This window comes from Sediminibacterium soli (genome assembly GCF_009939225.1).
Lineage (GTDB): Bacteria > Bacteroidota > Bacteroidia > Chitinophagales > Chitinophagaceae > Sediminibacterium > Sediminibacterium soli.
The window spans coordinates 31,758-52,292 of sequence record NZ_JAACJR010000003.1 but is presented as its reverse complement, the minus strand read 5'-3'; the positions used below and the strand labels follow the sequence as shown (position 1 = coordinate 52,292).

Annotated in this window: 15 protein-coding genes; 3 read left to right on the top strand and 12 right to left on the bottom strand. The window is 50.9% G+C overall.

The genetic code is table 11. The features are described from left to right. Position 1: 1 nt before the first annotated feature. Complete coding sequence (locus GWC94_RS00335; RefSeq protein WP_161833018.1) at positions 2-2,623, top strand: DEAD/DEAH box helicase; 2,622 nt, start codon at positions 2-4, stop codon at positions 2,621-2,623. A 414-nt stretch (positions 2,624-3,037) separates the two neighbouring features. On the opposite strand, the gene tnpA is transcribed toward GWC94_RS00335, so the two are convergent. After that, positions 3,038-3,643, bottom strand: a complete 606-nt coding sequence (tnpA, locus tag GWC94_RS00330; RefSeq protein ID WP_202628589.1) for an IS200/IS605 family transposase — start codon at positions 3,641-3,643, stop codon at positions 3,038-3,040. An 81-nt stretch (positions 3,644-3,724) separates the two neighbouring features. Further along, positions 3,725-6,010 carry a DNA helicase RecQ gene (recQ, locus tag GWC94_RS00325; RefSeq protein WP_161833017.1) on the bottom strand — a complete coding sequence of 762 codons (2,286 nt, stop codon included), beginning with the start codon at positions 6,008-6,010 and terminating at the stop codon, positions 3,725-3,727. A gap of 215 nt (positions 6,011-6,225) precedes the next feature. Here recQ and GWC94_RS00320 point away from each other — a divergent pair, with 215 nt between their 5' ends. Beyond that, entirely contained in the window at positions 6,226-7,188 is a 963-nt protein-coding gene (locus GWC94_RS00320; protein WP_161833016.1) for a KpsF/GutQ family sugar-phosphate isomerase, read from the top strand. A gap of 85 nt (positions 7,189-7,273) precedes the next feature. Then, positions 7,274-8,356: a mannose-1-phosphate guanylyltransferase gene (locus GWC94_RS00315; protein ID WP_161833015.1), complete on the top strand. Its 1,083-nt coding sequence runs from the start codon at positions 7,274-7,276 to the stop codon at positions 8,354-8,356. Between the two features lie 95 nt (positions 8,357-8,451). Here GWC94_RS00315 and GWC94_RS00310 read toward each other — a convergent pair whose 3' ends face one another. The 10 genes from GWC94_RS00310 to GWC94_RS00265 all read right to left on the bottom strand — a co-directional run bounded on the left by GWC94_RS00310 (position 8,452) and on the right by GWC94_RS00265 (position 20,426). After that, positions 8,452-10,299, bottom strand: a complete 1,848-nt coding sequence (locus GWC94_RS00310) for an amidophosphoribosyltransferase (RefSeq protein ID WP_161833014.1) — start codon at positions 10,297-10,299, stop codon at positions 8,452-8,454. A 53-nt stretch (positions 10,300-10,352) separates the two neighbouring features. Then, positions 10,353-10,916 carry an NADPH-dependent FMN reductase gene (locus tag GWC94_RS00305; protein ID WP_161833013.1) on the bottom strand — a complete coding sequence of 188 codons (564 nt, stop codon included), beginning with the start codon at positions 10,914-10,916 and terminating at the stop codon, positions 10,353-10,355. Positions 10,917-11,047: 131 nt separating this feature from the next. Beyond that, a complete protein-coding gene (locus tag GWC94_RS00300) occupies positions 11,048-11,575 on the bottom strand; it encodes a YceI family protein (RefSeq protein ID WP_202628588.1) in 528 nt (175 codons plus the stop codon). 82 nt (positions 11,576-11,657) lie between these two features. Then, positions 11,658-12,530: a pirin family protein gene (locus GWC94_RS00295; RefSeq protein WP_161833012.1), complete on the bottom strand. Its 873-nt coding sequence runs from the start codon at positions 12,528-12,530 to the stop codon at positions 11,658-11,660. Between the two features lie 2 nt (positions 12,531-12,532). Continuing rightward, entirely contained in the window at positions 12,533-13,249 is a 717-nt protein-coding gene (locus GWC94_RS00290; RefSeq protein WP_161833011.1) for a pirin family protein, read from the bottom strand. 52 nt (positions 13,250-13,301) lie between these two features. Continuing rightward, entirely contained in the window at positions 13,302-13,760 is a 459-nt protein-coding gene (locus tag GWC94_RS16730; protein ID WP_161833010.1) for a MarR family winged helix-turn-helix transcriptional regulator, read from the bottom strand. 311 nt (positions 13,761-14,071) lie between these two features. Continuing rightward, positions 14,072-15,484, bottom strand: coding sequence for a peptidylprolyl isomerase (locus GWC94_RS00280; RefSeq protein WP_161833009.1), 1,413 nt, complete (start codon positions 15,482-15,484; stop codon positions 14,072-14,074). A 153-nt stretch (positions 15,485-15,637) separates the two neighbouring features. Then, entirely contained in the window at positions 15,638-18,520 is a 2,883-nt protein-coding gene (gene infB, locus GWC94_RS00275) for a translation initiation factor IF-2 (RefSeq protein WP_161833008.1), read from the bottom strand. A gap of 135 nt (positions 18,521-18,655) precedes the next feature. Beyond that, on the bottom strand, positions 18,656-19,906 hold the full coding sequence (nusA, locus tag GWC94_RS00270) for a transcription termination factor NusA (RefSeq protein ID WP_161833007.1): 1,251 nt from the start codon (positions 19,904-19,906) through the stop codon (positions 18,656-18,658). A gap of 49 nt (positions 19,907-19,955) precedes the next feature. Beyond that, on the bottom strand, positions 19,956-20,426 hold the full coding sequence (locus GWC94_RS00265; protein WP_161833006.1) for a ribosome maturation factor RimP: 471 nt from the start codon (positions 20,424-20,426) through the stop codon (positions 19,956-19,958). Positions 20,427-20,535: the final 109 nt, after the last annotated feature.

Here is a 20,535-nt window from a genome sequence, read left to right as displayed (position 1 = left end):
CATGGAACTGAAAAGCTACCAGCAAAGAGTTATCAAGGACCTGGCGTCGTACCTCTCCTATCTGGATAAGTACCTGAGCACCGCGCAGGCGTTCAATACCTATTGGGAAGACAGGATCGGCCCATACAACCCTGTTTCGGGTCAGGGCATGCAGCCGTACAAGAATACGATTCCCAATGCCGCGCATATCTGCATCAAAGTGCCCACTGCCGGCGGTAAAACCTTTATCGCCTGCCATGCGCTGCAGACGATCTTCGGTCATTTTCCTATATCGGCCGCCAGGCTGGTGGTTTGGCTGGTGCCCTGGAGCAACCTGCTGGACCAGACGGTAAACAATCTTCGCAACCCCGATCATCCCTACCGGCAGAAACTGAACAGCCTTTTCCGGCACAGGGTGGAGGTATACGAGAAAAAAGATCTTTTGCAGGGCGCCAATTTTAACCCCACCGTGGTAAAAGACCAGCTGTCGATCGTGGTGATGAGCTTTGCCAGCCTGCGGGCGCGCAATAAAGAAGACAGAAAAACCTACCAGCAGAACAGCCAGCTCTCCTCGTTTACCGCCCGGTACACCAGTGATACCCCGCTGCTGGAAGACGCAGATGAAACCTCGCTGGTTAATGTGATCCGCAGTCTGCAACCCGTTCTGGTGGTGGATGAAAGCCATAACGCAGAAAGCGACCTGAGCGTGGATATGATGAAATCGCTGAATCCTTCTTTTATTCTCGATCTCACAGCCACACCAAGAGATAACAGCAATATCATCAGCCTGGTACCCGCTATCGAGCTGAAGAAAGAACATATGGTCAAGCTGCCGGTGATCGTTTACAACCACCATGACAAGACCGATGTGATCAACAGCGCGCTTCACCTGCAGCGCAGGCTGGAACAGGCAGCGGTGGAGCAGGAAAAGAACGGCGGCCGCTATATACGGCCCATCGTGCTGTTTCAGGCGCAGTCAAGGACCAGCGAAGACAATACCACTTTTGAAAAAATAAAGGAACAGCTGCTGAAAATCGGTATTCCAGGAGAGCAGATCAGGATCAAGACCGCAGAAAAAGACGAGCTGAAGGGAGTGGACCTGCTGTCGAAAGACTGTCCCGTAAGATACATCATCACCATCAACGCGCTGAAGGAAGGATGGGACTGTCCGTTTGCCTATGTGCTCGCGTCGCTTGCCGACAGGTCTTCTGCGGTGGAAGTGGAGCAATTGCTCGGGCGGGTATTAAGACAGCCCTATGTAAGCCGGCACAGCGAAACCCTGCTGAACGTATCGTATGTACTTACGGCTTCGGCGCGTTTCAACGAAACACTTCAGAACATTGTACGGGGCCTGCAGGCATCGGGATTCAGCGAGAACGATTACCGGCAGTGCGATACCATGCAGGAAGAAGAGAAGAAACAGGTGGTGCAGAAACCGCTTGACCGGTTTCTTTTTCCCGAACAGAAGAACACCCTTGCGGAACCCGATATCGATATCGGGAGGATATCCTACCAGCCGGCAAACGGCGGCGCGGTGAACGACCAGGTGGTTTCGGAGATAGCAGGAATGGCTGAACAGCAGGAAAAAGAATTCGAGAAGGTCGTGGGCGCCAACAATCCTGATGAAAATTTTTTCCAGGAAATGCCCAATAAAGTGCCCCATTACCGGATATCGGAAGCCAACAGGTTGCTGGCTGCAGACATACTGCTGCCGAAATTCTATCTGGAAACACCTAAAAACGACATCTTCGGTACGGGTAAGGTATTGCTGAACCAGGAGTCGTTACTGAAAGATTTCAGGCTTGGCAACGAAGATACCAAGATCGATTTTGAACAGGCCGCTTCCGATCTTTTCAAGGTAGATATTGAGCAGACGGGTGTTAACGAATACACGCCCAAGTATACCAAGATCGCAGATCCGGATAACAGGAACCCGATCATCGATTACATACTCGCGCAGCCAAAAGAAGGACAGGTTAAAAATATCGCACACCTTGTTATGCAGTCAATCGGAAGTTTATACCCGATTGCCGACCAGGAAATCTCCACCTATGTAGCGCGGATCGTCCAGAACCAGTCGCCGGAAATTCTGCGGGATATGATTGTACAGCCTGCCAATTACGCTTCGAAGATCCGTTTCAAGATCAGGGAGCTGGCAGACCGTTACGCAGAGCTCAGGTTCAACGATACGCTGAAGCTCAGGAAAATACTTGCAGCACCCGAATGGAAATTCCCGGAAACACTTGTCCCGGGAAGACTTGGTCCCGCCATCGGCAAATCACTCTATGAGCAGGAGGCGGATATGAACCATTTTGAAGCGGCCGTGATCGCAGATATTTCCAGTCTGCCGAATATTGCATTCTGGCACCGCAACCTCAGCCGCGGAAAAGGGTTTGCCATCAACGGTTTCAAAAGCAACCACTACCCGGATTTTATCATCGTCACCACATCGGGTAATATCATTGTGCTCGAAACAAAAGGCGATGACAGGGATAACTCGGATAGCGCCGCCAAATGCAGGCTGGGCAATACCTGGGCCGAAACCGCCGGTACCCGTTTCTACTATTTCATGGTTTTTGATACCCGCCAGGTGGAAGGTGCCTTCAAAGTTGACAAGGCCAAGGAATTGATCCGGCAATTATAAGCGAGGTTATTCCCCATCCCTTACGCGGTCTTTTAACGTCTGCCACGTCACTCAGCATTTGCCGCGGCCTCAGCGTTTGCCGCGTCATTCAAAGTTTGCCGTAACATCTAGCATTTGCCGGCCCATTAAGGTTTGCCGCGGCCTCAGCGTTTACCGCATCATTCAAAGTTTGCCGTAACATTTGGCATTTGCCCGGCCCTTTAAGGTTTGCCGGGCCTCAGCGTTTACCGCATCATTCAAAGTTTGCCGTAATATTTGGCATTTGCCCGGCCCTTTAAGGTTTGCCGCGGCCTCAGCGTTTACCGCATCATTCAAAGTTTGCCGTAATATTTGGCATTTGCCCGGCCCATTAAGGTTTGCCGCGGCCTTTAGGCCGTGGATAAAGAGAAAGCTAAAAAAATTTTGACCGGCGCTTTAGCGCCTGATGTTACGCCTATAGCTGATAATACTGTTATCCAGGTCCTTAATAAACAAATATTCCCTCATCAACTCATCATATTCCTTTTCAAATGTCTTAACAGCATGATGTGCTTCCTGGTTATCAATATACTTCCTGACAGCAGACAATCCTGAAAGACTCACAGAAGCCGCAAAATAACTTTCCTGCCATTGCAGTTTAGCACTGTTTATACCTGACAGAACATTGAACCAATAGGCAGACTCTCCTTTCAATTGCTGCGCCACCGAAGCCAAAGATTGCGCGGGCTGCAGCCAAACCAGGCAATGCACATGATCTGTATGGCCATTGATCCTGTCGAGATGTATCCCTTTGAGTAAAGCGTTTTCCCGGATATGTGTAAACAATTGCCCTCGGCAGGGCATGACCAGTGTGGGGCGGCGCGATCGCGTTGCCCAAACATAATGTATGCATACCTGGGTGCAGGACATACCGCAAAGCAAATAAAGATTTGTTACCTGTTTTAGCGTATTTATACCTGATGTCAGCAGTAAACAGACCCGGCGCCTGAAAGCGCCGGGAATAATTTTAAAGAGAATCAACATCCGCGGCTCTGAGGCCACTCAATCAGGTTAACAAAAAGAATCGCATGCCATCAAACCGGAACCTGCGCAGCGGAGCCTTACAGCATTCAGCGACTGTTATCAGTTCCCGTACACACTCAAAAACTTGATCCGCATCAGCTTCAGCTGCTCCCAGTTGAAATTATGTTCCTGGAGTTCTTCGAGCGCCAGCTGTAAGGAAGAAGTTTCGCAGTTCTTGAAGTATTCGATCACATCTTCCTGTTCGTATTCGTCCAGCCATTCATCGATGGCATAGTCGAGGTTGAGACGGGTGCCGCTGGCGGCAATGGTCTCCATTTCCTCGAGCAGCTCGTCGAGACGAAGGTCTTTGTTCTTGGCGATGGTTTCGAGCGGTATTTTTTTATCAACGTTCTGGATGATATAGATCTTGTTGTTGGCGGCATTGGCCACGCTCTTCATCACAAAGTCATCGGGTTTTACGATATCATTCTCTTCCACGTATTTCGCGACCATCTCCACGAAGGGTTTGCCGTATTTCAAGGCCTTGCCCTTGCTTACACCCTGGCATTTCTCAAGCTCCTGCAGCGTGGTGGGATAGAGGGTAGCCATATCCTGCAGCGATGTTTCCAGGAAAATAACAAAGGGCGGCAGCGATTTTCGCTTGGCCTCTTTCTGGCGCAGCTCTTTCAGCATATTGAACAGCTTCTCATCAGCTGCCGCACTGCTCTGCGATCCGCCTTCGTTTTCGTCCTCATCGAACTGCGCATCTTCAAAAAGATTGTTCAGTACGATCTTGAAGGATGATGGTTTCTTAAGGAATTTCTCTCCTTTTTCCGTAAGCTTCAGCAGACCGTATTCTTCGATGTCTTTTTTGATCAGGTTCTCCAGCAGCATCTGCCTGATCAGGCTGTTCCACAAATGGGGCTCCTTATCCTTACCGATACCAAACACCGGCAATGCATCATGACGGTACAGGTTGATCTGCGGCGTAGGCTTGCCCATCAGCACGTTCACCACATAGTCTGCGGTAAACCTTTCATCGAGCGCCCTGATCACTTTCAGTGTTTTGACAACTTCTTCCTTCGCTTCTATTTTTTCTTTGGGGTGCAGACAGTTATCGCAGTTACCACAGTTGGGTGTGTCCCATTCTTCTCCGAAATAATGAAGCAGTATTTTACGCCGGCAAACGGAACTTTCCGCATAGGCTACCGTTTCATCGATCAGCTGCGCGCCCACTTCTCTTTCGCTGAGCGGTTTATCGCGCATCAGGTGCTCCAGCTTGGACACGTCCTTATGCGAATAATACAGTACACAGAGGCCTTCCATGCCATCGCGGCCCGCGCGGCCGGTTTCCTGGTAGTAGTTTTCGATCGATTTCGGAATATTGAAGTGGATCACAAACCGGATATCGGGTTTATCGATGCCCATACCGAATGCGATCGTGGCTACGATTACCTGTACATCTTCATTCAGGAAGGCATCCTGTCTGTCGGCACGCAGTTTCTGGTCAAGTCCGGCATGGTAGGCCACGGCCTTGATGCCATTGGCTACCAGTATCTCCGATAATTCTTCGGTTGTTTTCCTGTTCAGCGTATAAATGATACCGCTTTTGCCTTTATGACCCGCGATGAACCTGACAATGCTTTTCACCGTCTGGTCTTTGGTGATCTTGGGTTGTATTTCGTAGTACAGGTTGGACCTGTTGAAGGACGACTGGAATACATCGGGCTCGCGCAGACCCAGGTTCTTGATGATATCGCTTTTCACTTTCGGTGTGGCCGTTGCCGTCAGCGCCACTACCGGCACCTCGGGGTTAATGATGTCCATCATCTCGCGCAGCCTGCGGTACTCGGGCCTGAAGTCATGACCCCATTCGGAAATACAATGCGCTTCGTCCACCGCAAAAAACGAGATCGGCAGATCGCTGAAATATTCCAGGTTCTCCTGTTTGGTAAGGGTTTCGGGTGCTACATACAGCAGTTTGGTCTTGCCTGCGGTGAGATCGTCCTTCACCGCTTTGATCTGTCCCTTGTTAAGCGAAGAGTTCAGGAAATGCGCCACTTCGTCTTTTTCGCTGTAGCCGCGCACCAGGTCTACCTGGTTCTTCATCAGCGCAATCAGCGGCGATACGATGATGGCGCAGCCGGGAAGGATCATGGCGGGGAGCTGGTAGCAAAGGCTTTTGCCGCCGCCGGTAGGCATGATCACGAACGTATCTTTTCCGTTGAGTATGCTGTTGATGGCGGTTTCCTGCGTTCCCTTAAAATCCCTGAAACCGAAATAGGTCTCCAGTGCGGCATGGATGTCGTGTAAATGCTTCTTTTCCGTCTTTTTCGCCGGCTTTTTTACCGCTGCGGCTTTTTTGGGCGCAGCAGGCTTAGCCGATTTCCTCGTAGTGGTTGCCATGTATGATCAGTTTTTTCCGTCCGGGGAACGGACACACGTTTACGGCCCTATTAATATAACTCTTTTTCTGAATTTTCCCCAATTTCTGGGCTACCCTGTAAAGGCTTCAGGTAAGATCAACGGATCGCGGAACGCGTCTTTTGTAAAGGATGGCGAAGTTACCAAAGTATACACGCATTACCCGTAGTTTGACGTTAAAGTTTACCTTTGGGTCAATGAATTCTTCCATCGGTCAAACCGCGCTGCATACCATTGATTTAGAAGCCAGGTCGGTGGCCGGACTGGCTGCTTCTATCGACGGGGCTTTTAACAAAACCGTTGAACGCATCCATCAATCCACCGGGCGCCTGGTGATCAGCGGTATCGGCAAAAGCGCCATTGTTGCCCAGAAAATCGTGTCCACCCTTAACTCCACCGGCACGCCTTCACTGTTTATGCACGCGGCAGATGCCATTCACGGCGACCTGGGTATGATCGGCCCGGAGGATATTGTCATGATCATCAGCAAAAGCGGGGAGAGCCCCGAGATCAAGGTGCTGGTACCCCTGGTAAAGAATTTTGGTAACACGCTGATCGGCATGGTGGGCAATACCGGCAGTTTTCTGGCGCAGAACAGCGATCATATACTCAATACAACGGTAAGCCAGGAAGCCTGTCCCAATAACCTGGCGCCCACCAGCAGCACCACGGCGCAGATGGTGATGGGCGATGTGATAGCGGTATGCCTGATGCAGCTCAATGGTTTCAGCGGAGAGGATTTTGCCAGGTTTCATCCCGGTGGCAACCTGGGCAAGCGTTTGTACCTGCGCGTGGGCGATCTCAGCCGTGCCAACGGCAAACCGCAGGTATTGCCAGATGCTAACCTAAAGGAAGTGATCGTTGAGATCACCGAAAAAAGACTGGGTGTAACGGCGGTGGTGGATGGGGCAGGCCAGCTCTGCGGCATCATCACCGACGGCGATCTGCGCAGGATGCTGGAGAAGAACGATGATATCCGGAACATACAGGCAGCAGATATTCTGTCGCCCTCACCCAAAACCGTGCCTTCCGGTTTACTGGCGGTTGAAGCGCTGGACCTGCTGCGCCGGTATGATATCAGCCAGCTGATCGTTGCCGACGACGGTATATACCAGGGTATTTTACATATCCACGACCTGGTAAGAGAGGGTATTGTATAAGTAAACAATCCATGACCGATGGCCGTTGCCGATTGGGAATTTGGGTCTATCATTGCAGCAACGATTTTTAAAAACTCCGAGAAAGATGAACGAGCATCATTATGTAGCGATTATGGCGGGCGGTATCGGAAGCCGGTTCTGGCCCAGCAGCCGCACCAGCTATCCCAAACAGTTTCTGGATATACTCAACACGGGCAAATCGCTGATCAGGTGGACCTACGAGCGGTATACCGCATTTATCCCTGCAGAAAATATTTATGTGGTTACCAGCGCAGAATATGTTGCCATTACCAGGCAGCACCTGCCCGAGCTGCCGGCAGAGAACATACTCGCAGAACCCAGCCGCAAGAACACGGCGCCCTGCATTGCCTATATTTCTTTTAAACTCCTGCAAAAAGATCCGGAAGCTTCGCTGGTGGTGGCACCCAGTGATCATATGATCCTCGATAACGAAAATTTCCGCAATACCACGCTGCAGGCACTGGAATTTGTAGGCCATATCAAGGCGCTGATAACCCTCGGCATCAAACCCACGCACCCCAATACCGGCTACGGGTATATACAACACGAAAGCCTGCCCGCGGCAGACAATATTTATAAAGTAAAAACCTTCACGGAAAAACCCAACCTGGAGCTGGCCAAGACTTTTATCTCCAGCGGCGATTTTCTGTGGAATGCCGGCATATTTGTATGGCAGGTAAAAACCCTGATCAAGGCATTCGAAATTTACCAGCCCGAAATGTTCGAGCTGTTCGATAATGAGAAGGAAGATTTCAATACGCCGAAAGAAAAACAGGCGATAGACCGCATTTACCCGCTTTGCACCAATGTATCCATCGATATCGCCATTATGGAGAAAGCGGATAACGTGTATGTGATCCCTTCCTCTTTCGGCTGGAGCGATCTGGGCACCTGGAACAGCGCTTACGATAACCTGGAAAAAGACTACCTGGGCAATGCCGTTGCCGGCGATAACGTGATCGTGATCGATGCCACACGCTGTATGATCTCCTCACCCAAAGAAAAACTCGTTCTTCTCCAGGGCATCGACGATGCCATTATTGTAGACACACCCGATGTGCTGCTTATCTGCAAAAAAGAAAAGGAACAATCCATCAAGGAATATGTGGCAGAAGTAAAAAGAAATAAGGGAGACAGGTATTTGTAATTGAGAACCTGCCTCGCCGGCAGGCGGGTTGGGAAATTTTGGAATTGAAGTTGTTCATAGCAATTCCAAAATTTCCCATTCTAAAATCCAAAATCCTAATACCCTCTTACATTCTTCCCGTCCATATAGTTCAGGAAAGCTTTATTGACTACGCGGTTGCCGCCGGGGGTGGGGTAGTTGCCGGTAAAATACCAGTCGCCGGTATTGGTGGGACAGCTGTCGTGCAGGTCTTCAATGGTCTGGTAAATGACTTCAACCGGAATATCCAGTCCTGCCGGTGTAATCAGCTGGGCGATCTTGGCCGAGATCTCTTCGGGCGTGAACGGTTTGTAGATCTGTCTTACCACGTTTTCCGTATGCAGCTGGTTGGTGCGCTGCATCTCCCTGATCTTTTCGTGCGCATCTTTCATCACATGCTCCATACCGCGGTCTTTCAGCAATTCCGTGGCCGCACGGAAGGCGATGAAATCACCCAGTTTGCTCATATCAATGCCGTAGCAGTCGGGATAGCGTATCTGCGGAGCGGAAGAAACAATGATGATCCTTTTCGGTCTCAGCCGCGCAAGCATGCGAACGATGCTTTCTTTCAGCGTGGTGCCGCGAACAATGCTGTCATCGATCACCACCAGTGTATCTTCGTTCCGTCGTACAGTTCCGTAAGTGACATCGTATACGTGTTGCACCATTTCATTACGGTTGGCATCCTCGGTAATGAACGTGCGGAGTTTTACGTCTTTGATGGCGATCTTTTCCTGGCGGATCTTCCGGTTCACCATTTCTTCCAGTTTCTCCGCGTTGAAATCGTTGCCCCAGCTCAGTATGCGCTCTACCTTTATCTTGTTGAGGTATTCCTCCATGCCTTTCACCAGGCCAAAAAAAGCCACTTCCGCCGTGTTGGGTATATACGAGAATATGGTGTTCCTGAGATCGTAGTTAATGGTTTCGAGAACGGTCTTGCTGAGGTGGTGCCCCAGCGCAATGCGTTCGCGGTATATTTTTTCGTCGCTGCCGCGTGAAAAATAAATGCGTTCAAAACTGCAGGCCCTTCTTTCTTTGGGTTCCAGCACCTGCTGCCGGGTGTAGTTGCCTTTATCGTCTACAATAAGGGCCATACCCGGCATCAGCTCCAGCACTTCATTTTCGCCAACATTGAAGGTGGTGCGGATGGCGGCACGCTCGCTGGCGGCCACGATCACTTCATCGTTAATGTAATAATAGGCGGGACGGATACCATGTGCATCGCGCATCACAAAACTGTAGCCGTTACCCAGTAAACCGCCAATGGTGTAACCGCCGTCGAACAGCGGTGTGGCTTTTTTCAGTACGGCAAAAACATCGGCCGCATTCGGACTTCTGTCGTCTTCCTTACCCAGGAAATGATGGATCACTTCCATCATCGCGGCCAGATCGCTTTGTTTCTGGAAATCGCCCGGGCTCATATTGATCAGGTCGAAGAGCTCATCGGTATTCACCAGGTTAAAGTTCCCCGCCAGGGCCAGGTTCTTACCCGGCATCAGGTCGCGTTTGATAAAGGGGTGACAGAACTCCACATTGTTCTTGCCCTGTGTGCCATACCGTAAATGACCCAGCAGCAGTTCGCCAAGCACATCCACATGGCCCTTCATCAGACCGGGGTGCTGTTTGATATCCGGCTGGTATTTTTCGAGTTCAGTTATTTCCTGGCCTATCCGGAAGAAAATATCGGCTATGGGCTGGGGCGCGTTGCTGCGCATGCGGTGAAGAAAGGGGTTGCCCGGCTCGGTATTGATCTTTACGGTGGCAATGCCGGCGCCGTCCTGACCGCGGTTATGCTGTTTTTCCATCAGGAGGTACAGCTTGTTAAGGCCGTACATCACCGTTCCGTATTGCTGGAGATAATAGGAAAAAGGCTTTCTCAATCGAATGTAGGCCAGGCCACATTCATGTTTGATTTCGTCGCTCATGATGGTTTCAAAAAGAAGTGGCGAAGGTACAACTCCGCCACTTTTTTTATTCGTTAATTATAAGAATCCGCCAGCTGCGGCCTGAGGGCCTCGGCCAGCCATAAAAACTCGCTGACAAACGTTTGCACAGGTTTTTCGAAGCCGGCATCTGTTAAATTTCCCGTTTCATCGAATTTGGCGGTTACCTGCGGCACAATCAGCATATAGGGCGATGCAACACCGAACAGTGCCGGTATCAGCAGCAGCATCTGCTGGCTGGCCCGCATACCGCCCATCATGCCCGCCGAAGCGGTAACAATGCCAAATGGTTTATGCACCTGTTTGGGAAAATGATCCAGCAGGTTCTGCATGGCCGGGGAATAGCTGCCGTTGTATTCGGGCGTTACCAGTATAAAAGCCTCTGCGCCAAATACCCGCTCCGCCAGCGGCCTGAATTCCTCCGGTGTTTTTTCCACGCTCTGAAATACCTGCTGCAGCAGGGGCAGGTTGCAGGTACGCACATCAATGATCCCCACAGAATGGTTGGTATGTTCGGCCAGGTACCGCTGCAGGAACAGAGCCACCCGGTGAGAGGTACTGTCTTTTCTGGGACTGCCGGAGATGATTTCTATTTGCATTGTCGATATTTTGGGAATCGTGAGACGTCAGACATGAGTCACCGTGAGTTGGCGTGAGGAAGAGAATGAGGTTTTTAACTCACGTCAACTCACGATAATATCTCACGATAACAACTCACGAATTCACAAAGTTACCCCTGTTTTACCATTTGCACGGCCAGGTGCAGTTTTACTTCGTCGCTTACCACTACGCCGCCGGCTTCGGTAACAGCGCCCCAGCCGAGGCCGAATTCTTTGCGGTTGATCTTTCCGCTGATCTCAAAACCGGCTTTTACCTGTCCCCAGGGGTCGGTCATGGTGCCGCCGTATTCCACAGCCAGGTCAATGGTTTTGGTTACATCGCGTATCGTCAGGTCGCCGGTAAGCTGGTACTGGTCGTCGCTTTTCTTTGTAAGGCTTTTGGAGACAAAACTCAGTTTCGGGTATGTTTCAGCCGCAAAGAAATCCTCGCTTTTCAGGTGACCGTCGCGCTGTTCGTTATTGGTGGTCACGCTGTCCACATCCGCTTCGAACGAGATCTTGGCGTCGCTGAAATCAGCGGCATCGGCTTCCATGGTGGCGTCGAACCTGGTAAAGCTACCGGTTACATTGGTGATCATCAGGTGTTTCACTTTAAACGTGATTTCGCTGTGTGCTGCATCGATTTTGTAAGTTGACATGTTGATAAGTATTAGATTGTTTATGTATTTGAGTGATTGGTTCAATTGGCGATCGACCATTGCCCATTGATCGATTTTCTTCCTATTCCTCTATCAGTACCCCCATCTTTCCCATCTGGTAGTCGCGGAATGCCTCCATCAGCTGGGTCTGGTTGTTCATCACAAACGGGCCATGCGATGCAACGGGTTCATTCAGTGGTTCGCCGGTACCGATAAAGAGCCGTGTATCTTCCAGCGCGGTTACCTCAAATCCTTCGCCGTCGTTATTGAATATCGCGGCATAGTGGCCCTCCACTTCACCCTCGCCGGTTACGGCAAGCTTTCCGTCGAGTAAATAGATAAATGCGTTATGCGATACCGGAACAGGGAAACGGTATTGGGCTCCTTTTTTCAGTTCCGCGGTAAACGTGTTCACAGGTGACAAAGACCTGATGGCGCCTTTTACCCCGTTCAGTTCCCCGGCGATGACCTGCACCGTTGCCAGTCCGTCTCCGGAAACGATTACCGGGGTTTCAGCGGCGGTCAGCGGCTGGTAATCGGGTATATCCATTTTATGGCTTGCGGGCGAATTCACCCAAAGCTGGATCAGCTCCTGCCGGCCACCGGTTTCCTGTATGTTTTCAGGGGGCCGTTCGCTGTGTATCACGCCCATACCTGCATTCATCCACTGGGTGCCGCCGGCGTAAACGATGTTGTCGTTACCGCGACTGTCGCGGTGGTGCACGCCGCCTTTGAAAATAAAGCTCACCGGGGAGAACCCGCGATGCGGATGCGGACCCACACCGGCATGTTTTACATCCGTATGTTCCGGAACCCGGCTGTCTGCATGGTGCAGCAGCAGGAACGGATCGATCTGCTCCGCTTTATGCGATGGAAACGGCTGCCTGATGGCCAGGCCGCCCATATCCATTGGCTGGGCATATAAAATGCTTCTGATGGTTCTGTTCGTTTTCATGATCAACCTCCTATTGTCATGGGTACATCAATGAATAATAATTGTGCCTCACTGTCTGCCTTGATGCTGATGGTATCCGCACCGGTTATGCCAAGACCATCGCGTTTGTTCAGCGCCTGCCCGTTCACCGTAACATCGCCTTCCAGCACGAATACATATATGCCGTTGCCGTTTTTGTGCAGGGTGTATCCGATCTCATTGCCGGCAGAAAGATCAGCAAGAGAGAACCAGGCATCCTGGTTGATCCATACGGCGCTGTCGTCGTCGGGAGCCACCACGGTAGCTATGCTGTTTTTGCGGTCTTCGTGTGCAAAAGATTTCTGTTCGTAGCGGGGAGCTATGTTTTTCTCTTTGGGAAACACCCATACCTGCAGAAACTTCACGTCCCTGTCGCTGTTTGCATTCATTTCGCTGTGTGCAATACCGCTGCCGGCGCTCATGATCTGAACATCGCCCTGGCGGATGATCTTATCCCTGCCGGTGCTGTCGTTGTGGTGAAGGTCTCCCGACAAGGGTATGGAAACGATCTCCATATTATCGTGCGGGTGTTTGCCGAAACCCATTCCTTTTGCCACGGTGTCATCGTTCAATACCCTGAGTGCACCAAAATGCATGCGTTCGGGATCGTGGTAGCCGGCAAAACTGAATGTATGGTAACTGTTCAGCCAGCCATGATTGGCATGCCCGCGGGTGGCTGCTTTGTGTAAGATGGTTTTCATATAAGCTCCTTTTTTTATTTAGATGTATATACATCTATTTAGGTAAAAAAATTTATCCTTCGTTACTGCGGATCTTTTCCAGCAACTGGTTCAGTTGCTGCGCGTCGTGTTCGGTTACCGTAAGGTTGGCATCGGTTACGCGGTTAACCGCATGGGTAGATGCTTCCAGTATGGTGATACCGCCCTGTGTAAGGCTGATCACGGTCTCCCGTTTGTCCTGCGCCGATGTTGCGCGCTTCACCAGTTTCTTCAGTTCCAGCCTGTCGATGATACGGGGAACATTGGAGTTCTTTTCGATCATCCTGCAGGCAATATCGCGCACGCACATCTGCTCGGGATGCTTCCCTTTCAGTATGCGCAGCACATTGTATTGTTCATGGGTCAGCCCAAACTCCTTCAGTTCCTTGCTCATCACTGTTTTCAGCCACCAGGCTGTGTACAGGATATTCAGTCCCGCTTTATGCACTTCACTCTTGAATTTATGGCTTTGTATCGCCTGTTCTAATTTCACAACACAAATATATGTACATACATTCAATTTGCAAAATTATTTTTTCCGTTTTTCCAATATATTGATTTTCAGTTATTTGATAGGGGAATGGGAGTTTGGGAAATTAGGGACAGGTGTGGGAGTTGCCTGGTTAAATGGCTGTATGGTTTAATGGTTATCACTGGCGCTGCGCATCTCTGCTCCTTCTGCGTTTCTGCGGTGAAAGTTTTCCGGAACGTTTTTTTACCGCAGAGACGCGGAGTCAGGGGAGTTTCGCAGAGAGGTAATCCGATATAGCCATTTAACCATACAGCCATTCTCAGCCATCGCCTTTACTTAATTCCCCTGGCCTGTTGCGCGCGGGCTGCGGCAAGGCGCCATTCATTAAGACCCTTGCATCCGCCAAAGTCCTTGTCGATAGAAATAAAATAGGTGGGTATATGGTCTTTGAACCATTTTTCCAGTACGGAACTCTTTTTTTCCTCCAGTGCACGCTGTGCAATGCGGTTATAGTCTTCGTTGAGGTTTTCGCGGTGGGGGTTGGTCCTGTTTTTCAGGTACACGATCCTGACCATTTTGCGGTTTCTTTCGTCGACATATACCTGGGGCTGTGAGTACTCACCGGGTTTCAGGGTGGGCAACAGCACGGTCAGGTCTTTATCGAGCTGATCGATGGTAAGAAAATTGGTGGGGTTGCCCGCCGCATCGCGGCCGGAGAGTGCACCGGCTGCATACTTGGTGCCTTCGTCATCGCTGTATTTGGTTACGGCCGCGCCAAAAGTCATGGTACCCGCCACCACCTGTCTGCGGATGGAGTCGAGATGCGCTTTCGCTTCCTTTATCTCATCATCGGTTACGGGCGGAATGCGAAGTATGTGTTTTACGATCGCTTCGTCGCCGGACCGCGCCACCATCAGCAGGATATGCAGGCCGAATTTGGATTTGATCACGGGAGATACCTGTCCATCCTTCAGCTTGAAAGCCGCAGAAAGAAAAGTGGGATCCCAGGAATTTTTGTCGTTTCTGTTCAGCGTGTATTGTCCACCGTTCTCTTTCACCGCAGGGTCTTCGCTGTAGGATTTTGCGAGCTGGTCAAAACGTTTGCTGCCGCCGCCGTTTTCCACCTGGCGTTTGTAATCGTACAGTTGTTTGGACACATATTCCTCCACATCCTTGTTGGCTTTGGGATATACCACCAGCTGGCTTACTTCTATCTCGCTTTCATAGTATGGCAGACTGTCTTTCGGGATCTTTGCGTAGTACGCTTTCACTTCGCTTGGCGTGATCTTGATACCGTCCACGATCTTTTTCTGCATTTCCTTGGACAATTCTCCTTCGCGTATGCCTTCCTTGCTGTCTTCCTTGATCTGGTAAACGGTTTTACCGGCAATTTCTTCCAGCACTTCTTTTGAGCCGTAGCTCATGATGAACTGGCGTATGCGGTTATCGAGAATGCCTTCGATCTCGTCTTCACTTATCTGGATGGAATCTTTCTGCGCCTGCAGCACCAGTGCTTTGCGGATGAGCTGGCTCTCCAGTATCTCGCATTCCGAAGGAAGCACCACGTTTTCCTGGCCGCGTGTCTGGCGTCGCAAATCGGCCAGTGCATTGGCGATATCGGACCGCAGGATGATTTTGTCGCCCACCTGTCCAACGATCTTATCTGCCACCACTTTTTTTGTCTGGGCAGAAGCGATGCCACCCGCCAGGATACCTATTGCAATCAGGAAAATTGACTTATTCATAAACTTCAATATCGATCAAAAATACTCAGGGTGAACAGGTGTAACGGTAAAGGAGACGTTAAAGTTGAACAACAACCGGATCAGCGGATTGGGGGTCAGCGGATTTGCCTTGTGCCACCATCCATTACTCCATCATCCGTCAATCCCTGATTGCTACAGCGTTCTTTTCACTTCCTGCTCTTCAAATGCCTCCACGATATCGCCCACTTTGATATCGTTATAGTTTTTGATGGTCAGACCGCATTCCATATTGGTGCTTACGTCTTTCACATCGTCTTTAAAACGTTTCAGGCTGCCCAGTTCCGCGGCCTGGCCTTCTCCCTTTGGATATTCCACAATACCGTCGCGGATGATACGGATCTTGCTGTTGCGCGAAATCTTTCCGTCGAGCACATAACAGCCGGCAACCGTGGCTTTATCGAATTTGTACACTTCGCGCACTTCCACGTTGGCGGTGATCTTTTCTTCGAACTTGGGTTCGAGCAGACCTTCCATGGCGCTTTTGATCTCTTCGATGGCGGTATAGATGATGGAGTACAGTCTGATCTGAACACCTTCTGTCTCTGCCAGCCTGTTGGCCTGCATCGAGGGTCGTACGTTAAAGCCGATGATGATGGCATCCGATGCGGTTGCGAGCAATACATCGCTTTCGGATATCTGTCCTACGCCTTTGTGCACCACGCGCACCGCCACTTCTTCGGTAGAAAGTTTCTGCAGTGAATCGCTCAATGCCTCCACGGAACCGTCCACATCGCCTTTGATGATGATATTGAGTTCTTTGAAATTACCCAGTGCCAGTCGGCGGCCGATCTCATCCAGCGTAATGTGTTTTCTTGCGCGGAGACCCTGTTCGCGCATGATCTGTGCACGTTTGGTTGCCACTTCTTTTGCATCGGATTCGTCTTCGTACACTTTGAATTTCTCACCTGCCTGCGGGGCGCCGTTCAGACCCAGTATCACCACCGGTGTGGATGGCGGGGCTTCTTCTATGCGCTGGTTACGCTCGTTGAACATGGCTTTTACACGGCCAAAATGCTGCCCGGATACGATCAGGTCGCCCTGTTTCAGGGTGCCGTTCTGTACCAGTATGGTGGCTACATAACCGCGGCCTTTGTCGAGCGAAGCTTCGATGATGGAGCCGCCGGCTTCCCTTTCGGGGTTGGCTTTCAGATCCAGCACTTCGGCCTCGAGCAGCACTTTCTCAAGCAGTACGTCTACATTCAATCCCTGTTTGGCCGATATCTCCTGGTTCTGGAACTTACCGCCCCAGGCTTCCACGAGGATATTCATCTGCGACAGCTGCTCGTATATTTTCTGCGGATTGGCTCCGTCTTTATCGATTTTGTTCACGGCAAAGATCATCGGCACCCCGGCGGCCTGCGCGTGGCTGATCGCTTCTTTTGTCTGGGGCATCACGGCGTCGTCCGCGGCCACAACAATGATGGCAATATCCGTTACTTTGGCACCGCGGGCACGCATCGCGGTAAACGCTTCGTGACCGGGCGTATCCAGGAAGGTGATGGCTTTACCCGTGGGCAGTGACACTTCGTAGGCACCGATGTGCTGCGTGATACCACCGGCTTCACCGGCAACTACGTTGGCATTCCGGATATAGTCGAGCAATGAGGTTTTACCATGGTCAACGTGACCCATGATCGTAACGATCGGCGGGCGTGGCACCAGGGATTCTTCATCGTCCACGTCTTCTTCCTCGTCAAATTCTTCTGCGTCTTCCAGACCGATGAATTCCACTTCAAAACCGAATTCGCTTGCCACCAGTTCGATCACTTCCGCATCGAGGCGCTGGTTGATGGATACCATGATACCCAGGTTCATACACTTACCGATCACATCGGCAAAGCTTACGTCCATCAGGTTGGCCAGTTCGCTTACGGTTACGAATTCCGTTACCTGCAGTTTGTTGTCCTGCATTTCCTCTCCCATGGCTTCTGCGGCTTCGTCGCGTTTGGCACGGCGCAGTTTGGCCTTGGTATTTTTCTTACCGCCGCTGCCTGCCAGTTTGGCCTGTGTTTCGCGGATCTTGTCCTGTATCGCTTTCTGATCGATCTCTTTTTCTTCGCGTGGCACAAAACGGTTACCGCCGCCACGGCCGCCGCCGCCACCGCGGTTCTGCTGTCCGCCGCCGCGGTTGTTGTTGTCGCGGGTAAAACCACCGCGGTTATTGGCCGGAACGATCGGTCTGTTGGGACCTGTCATCGGTCTGCCCTGTGCATCCAGCTGCGGGGGTGCCTGTACATCGCCTTTGCGGTCTACGGGTATGCGTTTGCGTTTGCGTTTTTCATCGCGTGCCATCGGTTTGGGACGCGTATCGCTGTTCACCGGCAGTTCTATCTTACCCAGGATCTTGGGACCCTCGAGTTTTTCTGCCCGTATGTTTTCGATGGTAGGGGCTTCTTCCGTTGCGGGGGGTGCTGCCGCTGCGGGCGCCGCTGCTTCAACAGGAGCCGGCGGCGGCGGGGCAGGTGTTTCTTCTTTTACCTTGGCCGCGGGCTGTTCTGCAGGGGCCGCGGGAGCAGGTGCTTCCTCTTTTTTCTTCGGGGCCGCTTTTTTGGGTCTTGTGGAGGAGTCGATCGCTGAAAGATCGATCTTATCCAGTACCACGGGCGCTTCGATTTCCGGCGCTTCGATCTTCACTACATCGGCTTCTGCGGCGGCCTGGGGTTCTTCTTTTTTGGGCGGAGCGGGCGCCGGCTGTTCTGCGGGCTTGGGCTCTTCTTTTGCGGGGGCCTTTTTTTCTTCCTTGCTGCGGAAGCTGATCTCCTCCTCGTCTTTCTTCTTCTTGGCTTCGGCCTGTGCGCCCTTGGGTATTTCTACCAGGTCTGCTTTGTTCTTGGCTACTTTATCGCTCTGGAACTCTGCCTGCAACGCATAATACTGCGGCTCCGAAAGCTTGGCAGTGGGTTTCAGTTCGTCCCGGCTAAATCCTTTCTTCACAAGGAATTCAATAAGGGTATCCTGCCCGATATTAAACTCCTTGGCGGCTGCTAACAGTCTGGGTAATTTCAGTTCTGACATTCAGTTTTTTTGCGTCCATGTTCCATTGTTGCACGTCCATGGACTATGGACTAAGGGTCCATGGACTGAATTAATGTCTTTCGCCTCTAAGCCGGCTCGTCTTTTCCCCGACAAATATACCTGCTTAATTGCTGCTTATTCTTCCCTGTCAAATTCTTCTTGCAGAATTCTTCTTACTTCTTCGATGGTTTCTTTTTCCAGGTCTGTCCTTCTCTCCAGTTCGTCTGAGGTCAGTTTCAGGATACTGCGGGCGGTATCGCAACCGATACGCTTGAGTTCCTCGATCACCCATGGTTCTATCTCGTCTGCAAATTCGTCCAGGTCGATATCGAATTCATCGGTCACTTCCTCGTCTTCACGGAAGACATCTATCTCGTAACCTGTGAGTTCGCAGGCCAGTTTGATATTAACGCCCCTGCGGCCGATTGCCAGGGAAACCTGGTCGGCTTTCAGGTACACTTCGGCGTGTTTGTTCTCATTGTCCAGGTCCATATAGCTGATCTTGGCAGGCGTAAGCGAGCGCTGGATCAGCAGCTGGATATTGCTTGTGAAATTGATCACGTCGATATTCTCGTTCTTCAGTTCGCGTACGATACCGTGGATACGGCTTCCTTTCATACCCACACAGGCGCCAACGGGATCGATGCGGTCGTCGTACGATTCCACTGCCACTTTTGCCCTTTCTCCCGGATCGCGTACGATCTTTTTGATGGCGATCAGGCCATCGAAGATCTCGGGTACCTCTATCTCGAGTAATTTGGCCAGGAACAGCGGGCTGGTACGGGAAAGAATGATCACCGGAGAGTTGTTCTTGAGGTCCACACGGGCCACAACGGCACGGATGTTCTCGCCTTTTTTGAAATAATCCTGGGGTATCTGCTCTGATTTGGGCAGGATCAGCTCGTTGCCTTCTTCATCCAGCAGCAACACTTCTTTTTTCCATACCTGGTACACTTCTGCGCTGATGATCTCGCCGATACGGTCGCCGTATTTTTTAACCAGTACATTCTTTTTCAGGTCGCTGATACGGCTGGCCAGGGTTTGTTTGGCGGCGAGGATGGCGCGGCGGCCAAAATCGTCGATCTCCATTTCCTGGTACAGTTCCTCGCCTACCTCAAAGTCGGGTTCGATCTTCACCGCTTCTGAATAAGCCACTTCTGCGAGGGGATCAAGTACTTCACCATCTTCCACGATCATACGGCGGCGGATGATCTCGAGGTCACCTTTTTCCGCGTTTACGATCACGTCAAAATTCTCATCGCTTCCGAATTTCTTGCGAAGCAGGGTTTTGAATACGTCTTCCACCACTTTCATCATCGTGGGACGGTCTATGTTCTCTGCGTCTTTGAAGTCCTGGAATGCTTCGATCAGGTTGATACTTGCCATATCTGTGTTTTTTAGTTCCAAACTTCAGGCCACAAGGGCCGAAGCTGTTTTAAAATTTAATTTGAACGGTGGTTGATTTTATGTTACTGAATGGTATAAGGGCCTGCTGTGTGACCGCTTTTTTACCCTTACCCTCGGTATGCTCGAGCAGGATATCGTTTTCGGTCACGGCAATGAGCTTTCCTTCTTTACGGGTATCATCGGCGAACACCACTTCCACATCGCGGCCGGTGTTTTTTACGTACTGGCGGTGCATTTTCAGGGGTTCGTCTACCCCGGGAGAAGACACTTCCAACGAAAAATCGTCTGTGGGGAACATACCGCTTTCCTCTATCAGCTTATACAGTTTACGGTTAACCTGCACGCATTTTTCGATAGTGATGCCGTTATCGCCGTCAAGGAACACTTTCAGGTTATTGGTGGGTTTAACCCGCATGGACACCAGGAAATACCCCTGCTCATCGGCCAGTACCTGCTCCAGCAGCTGCTCCACCTGTTGTAATACCGCTTCGTTCGCCATATAAAAAAGGAGAAGGGAACGGCTCCGTTCCCTTCTGTTGGTTCATTTCTGGTGCAAAAGTAGGAAGAAAATTCAAAAATCAAAAGTCAAAAGCCAAAAACAGTCCAGC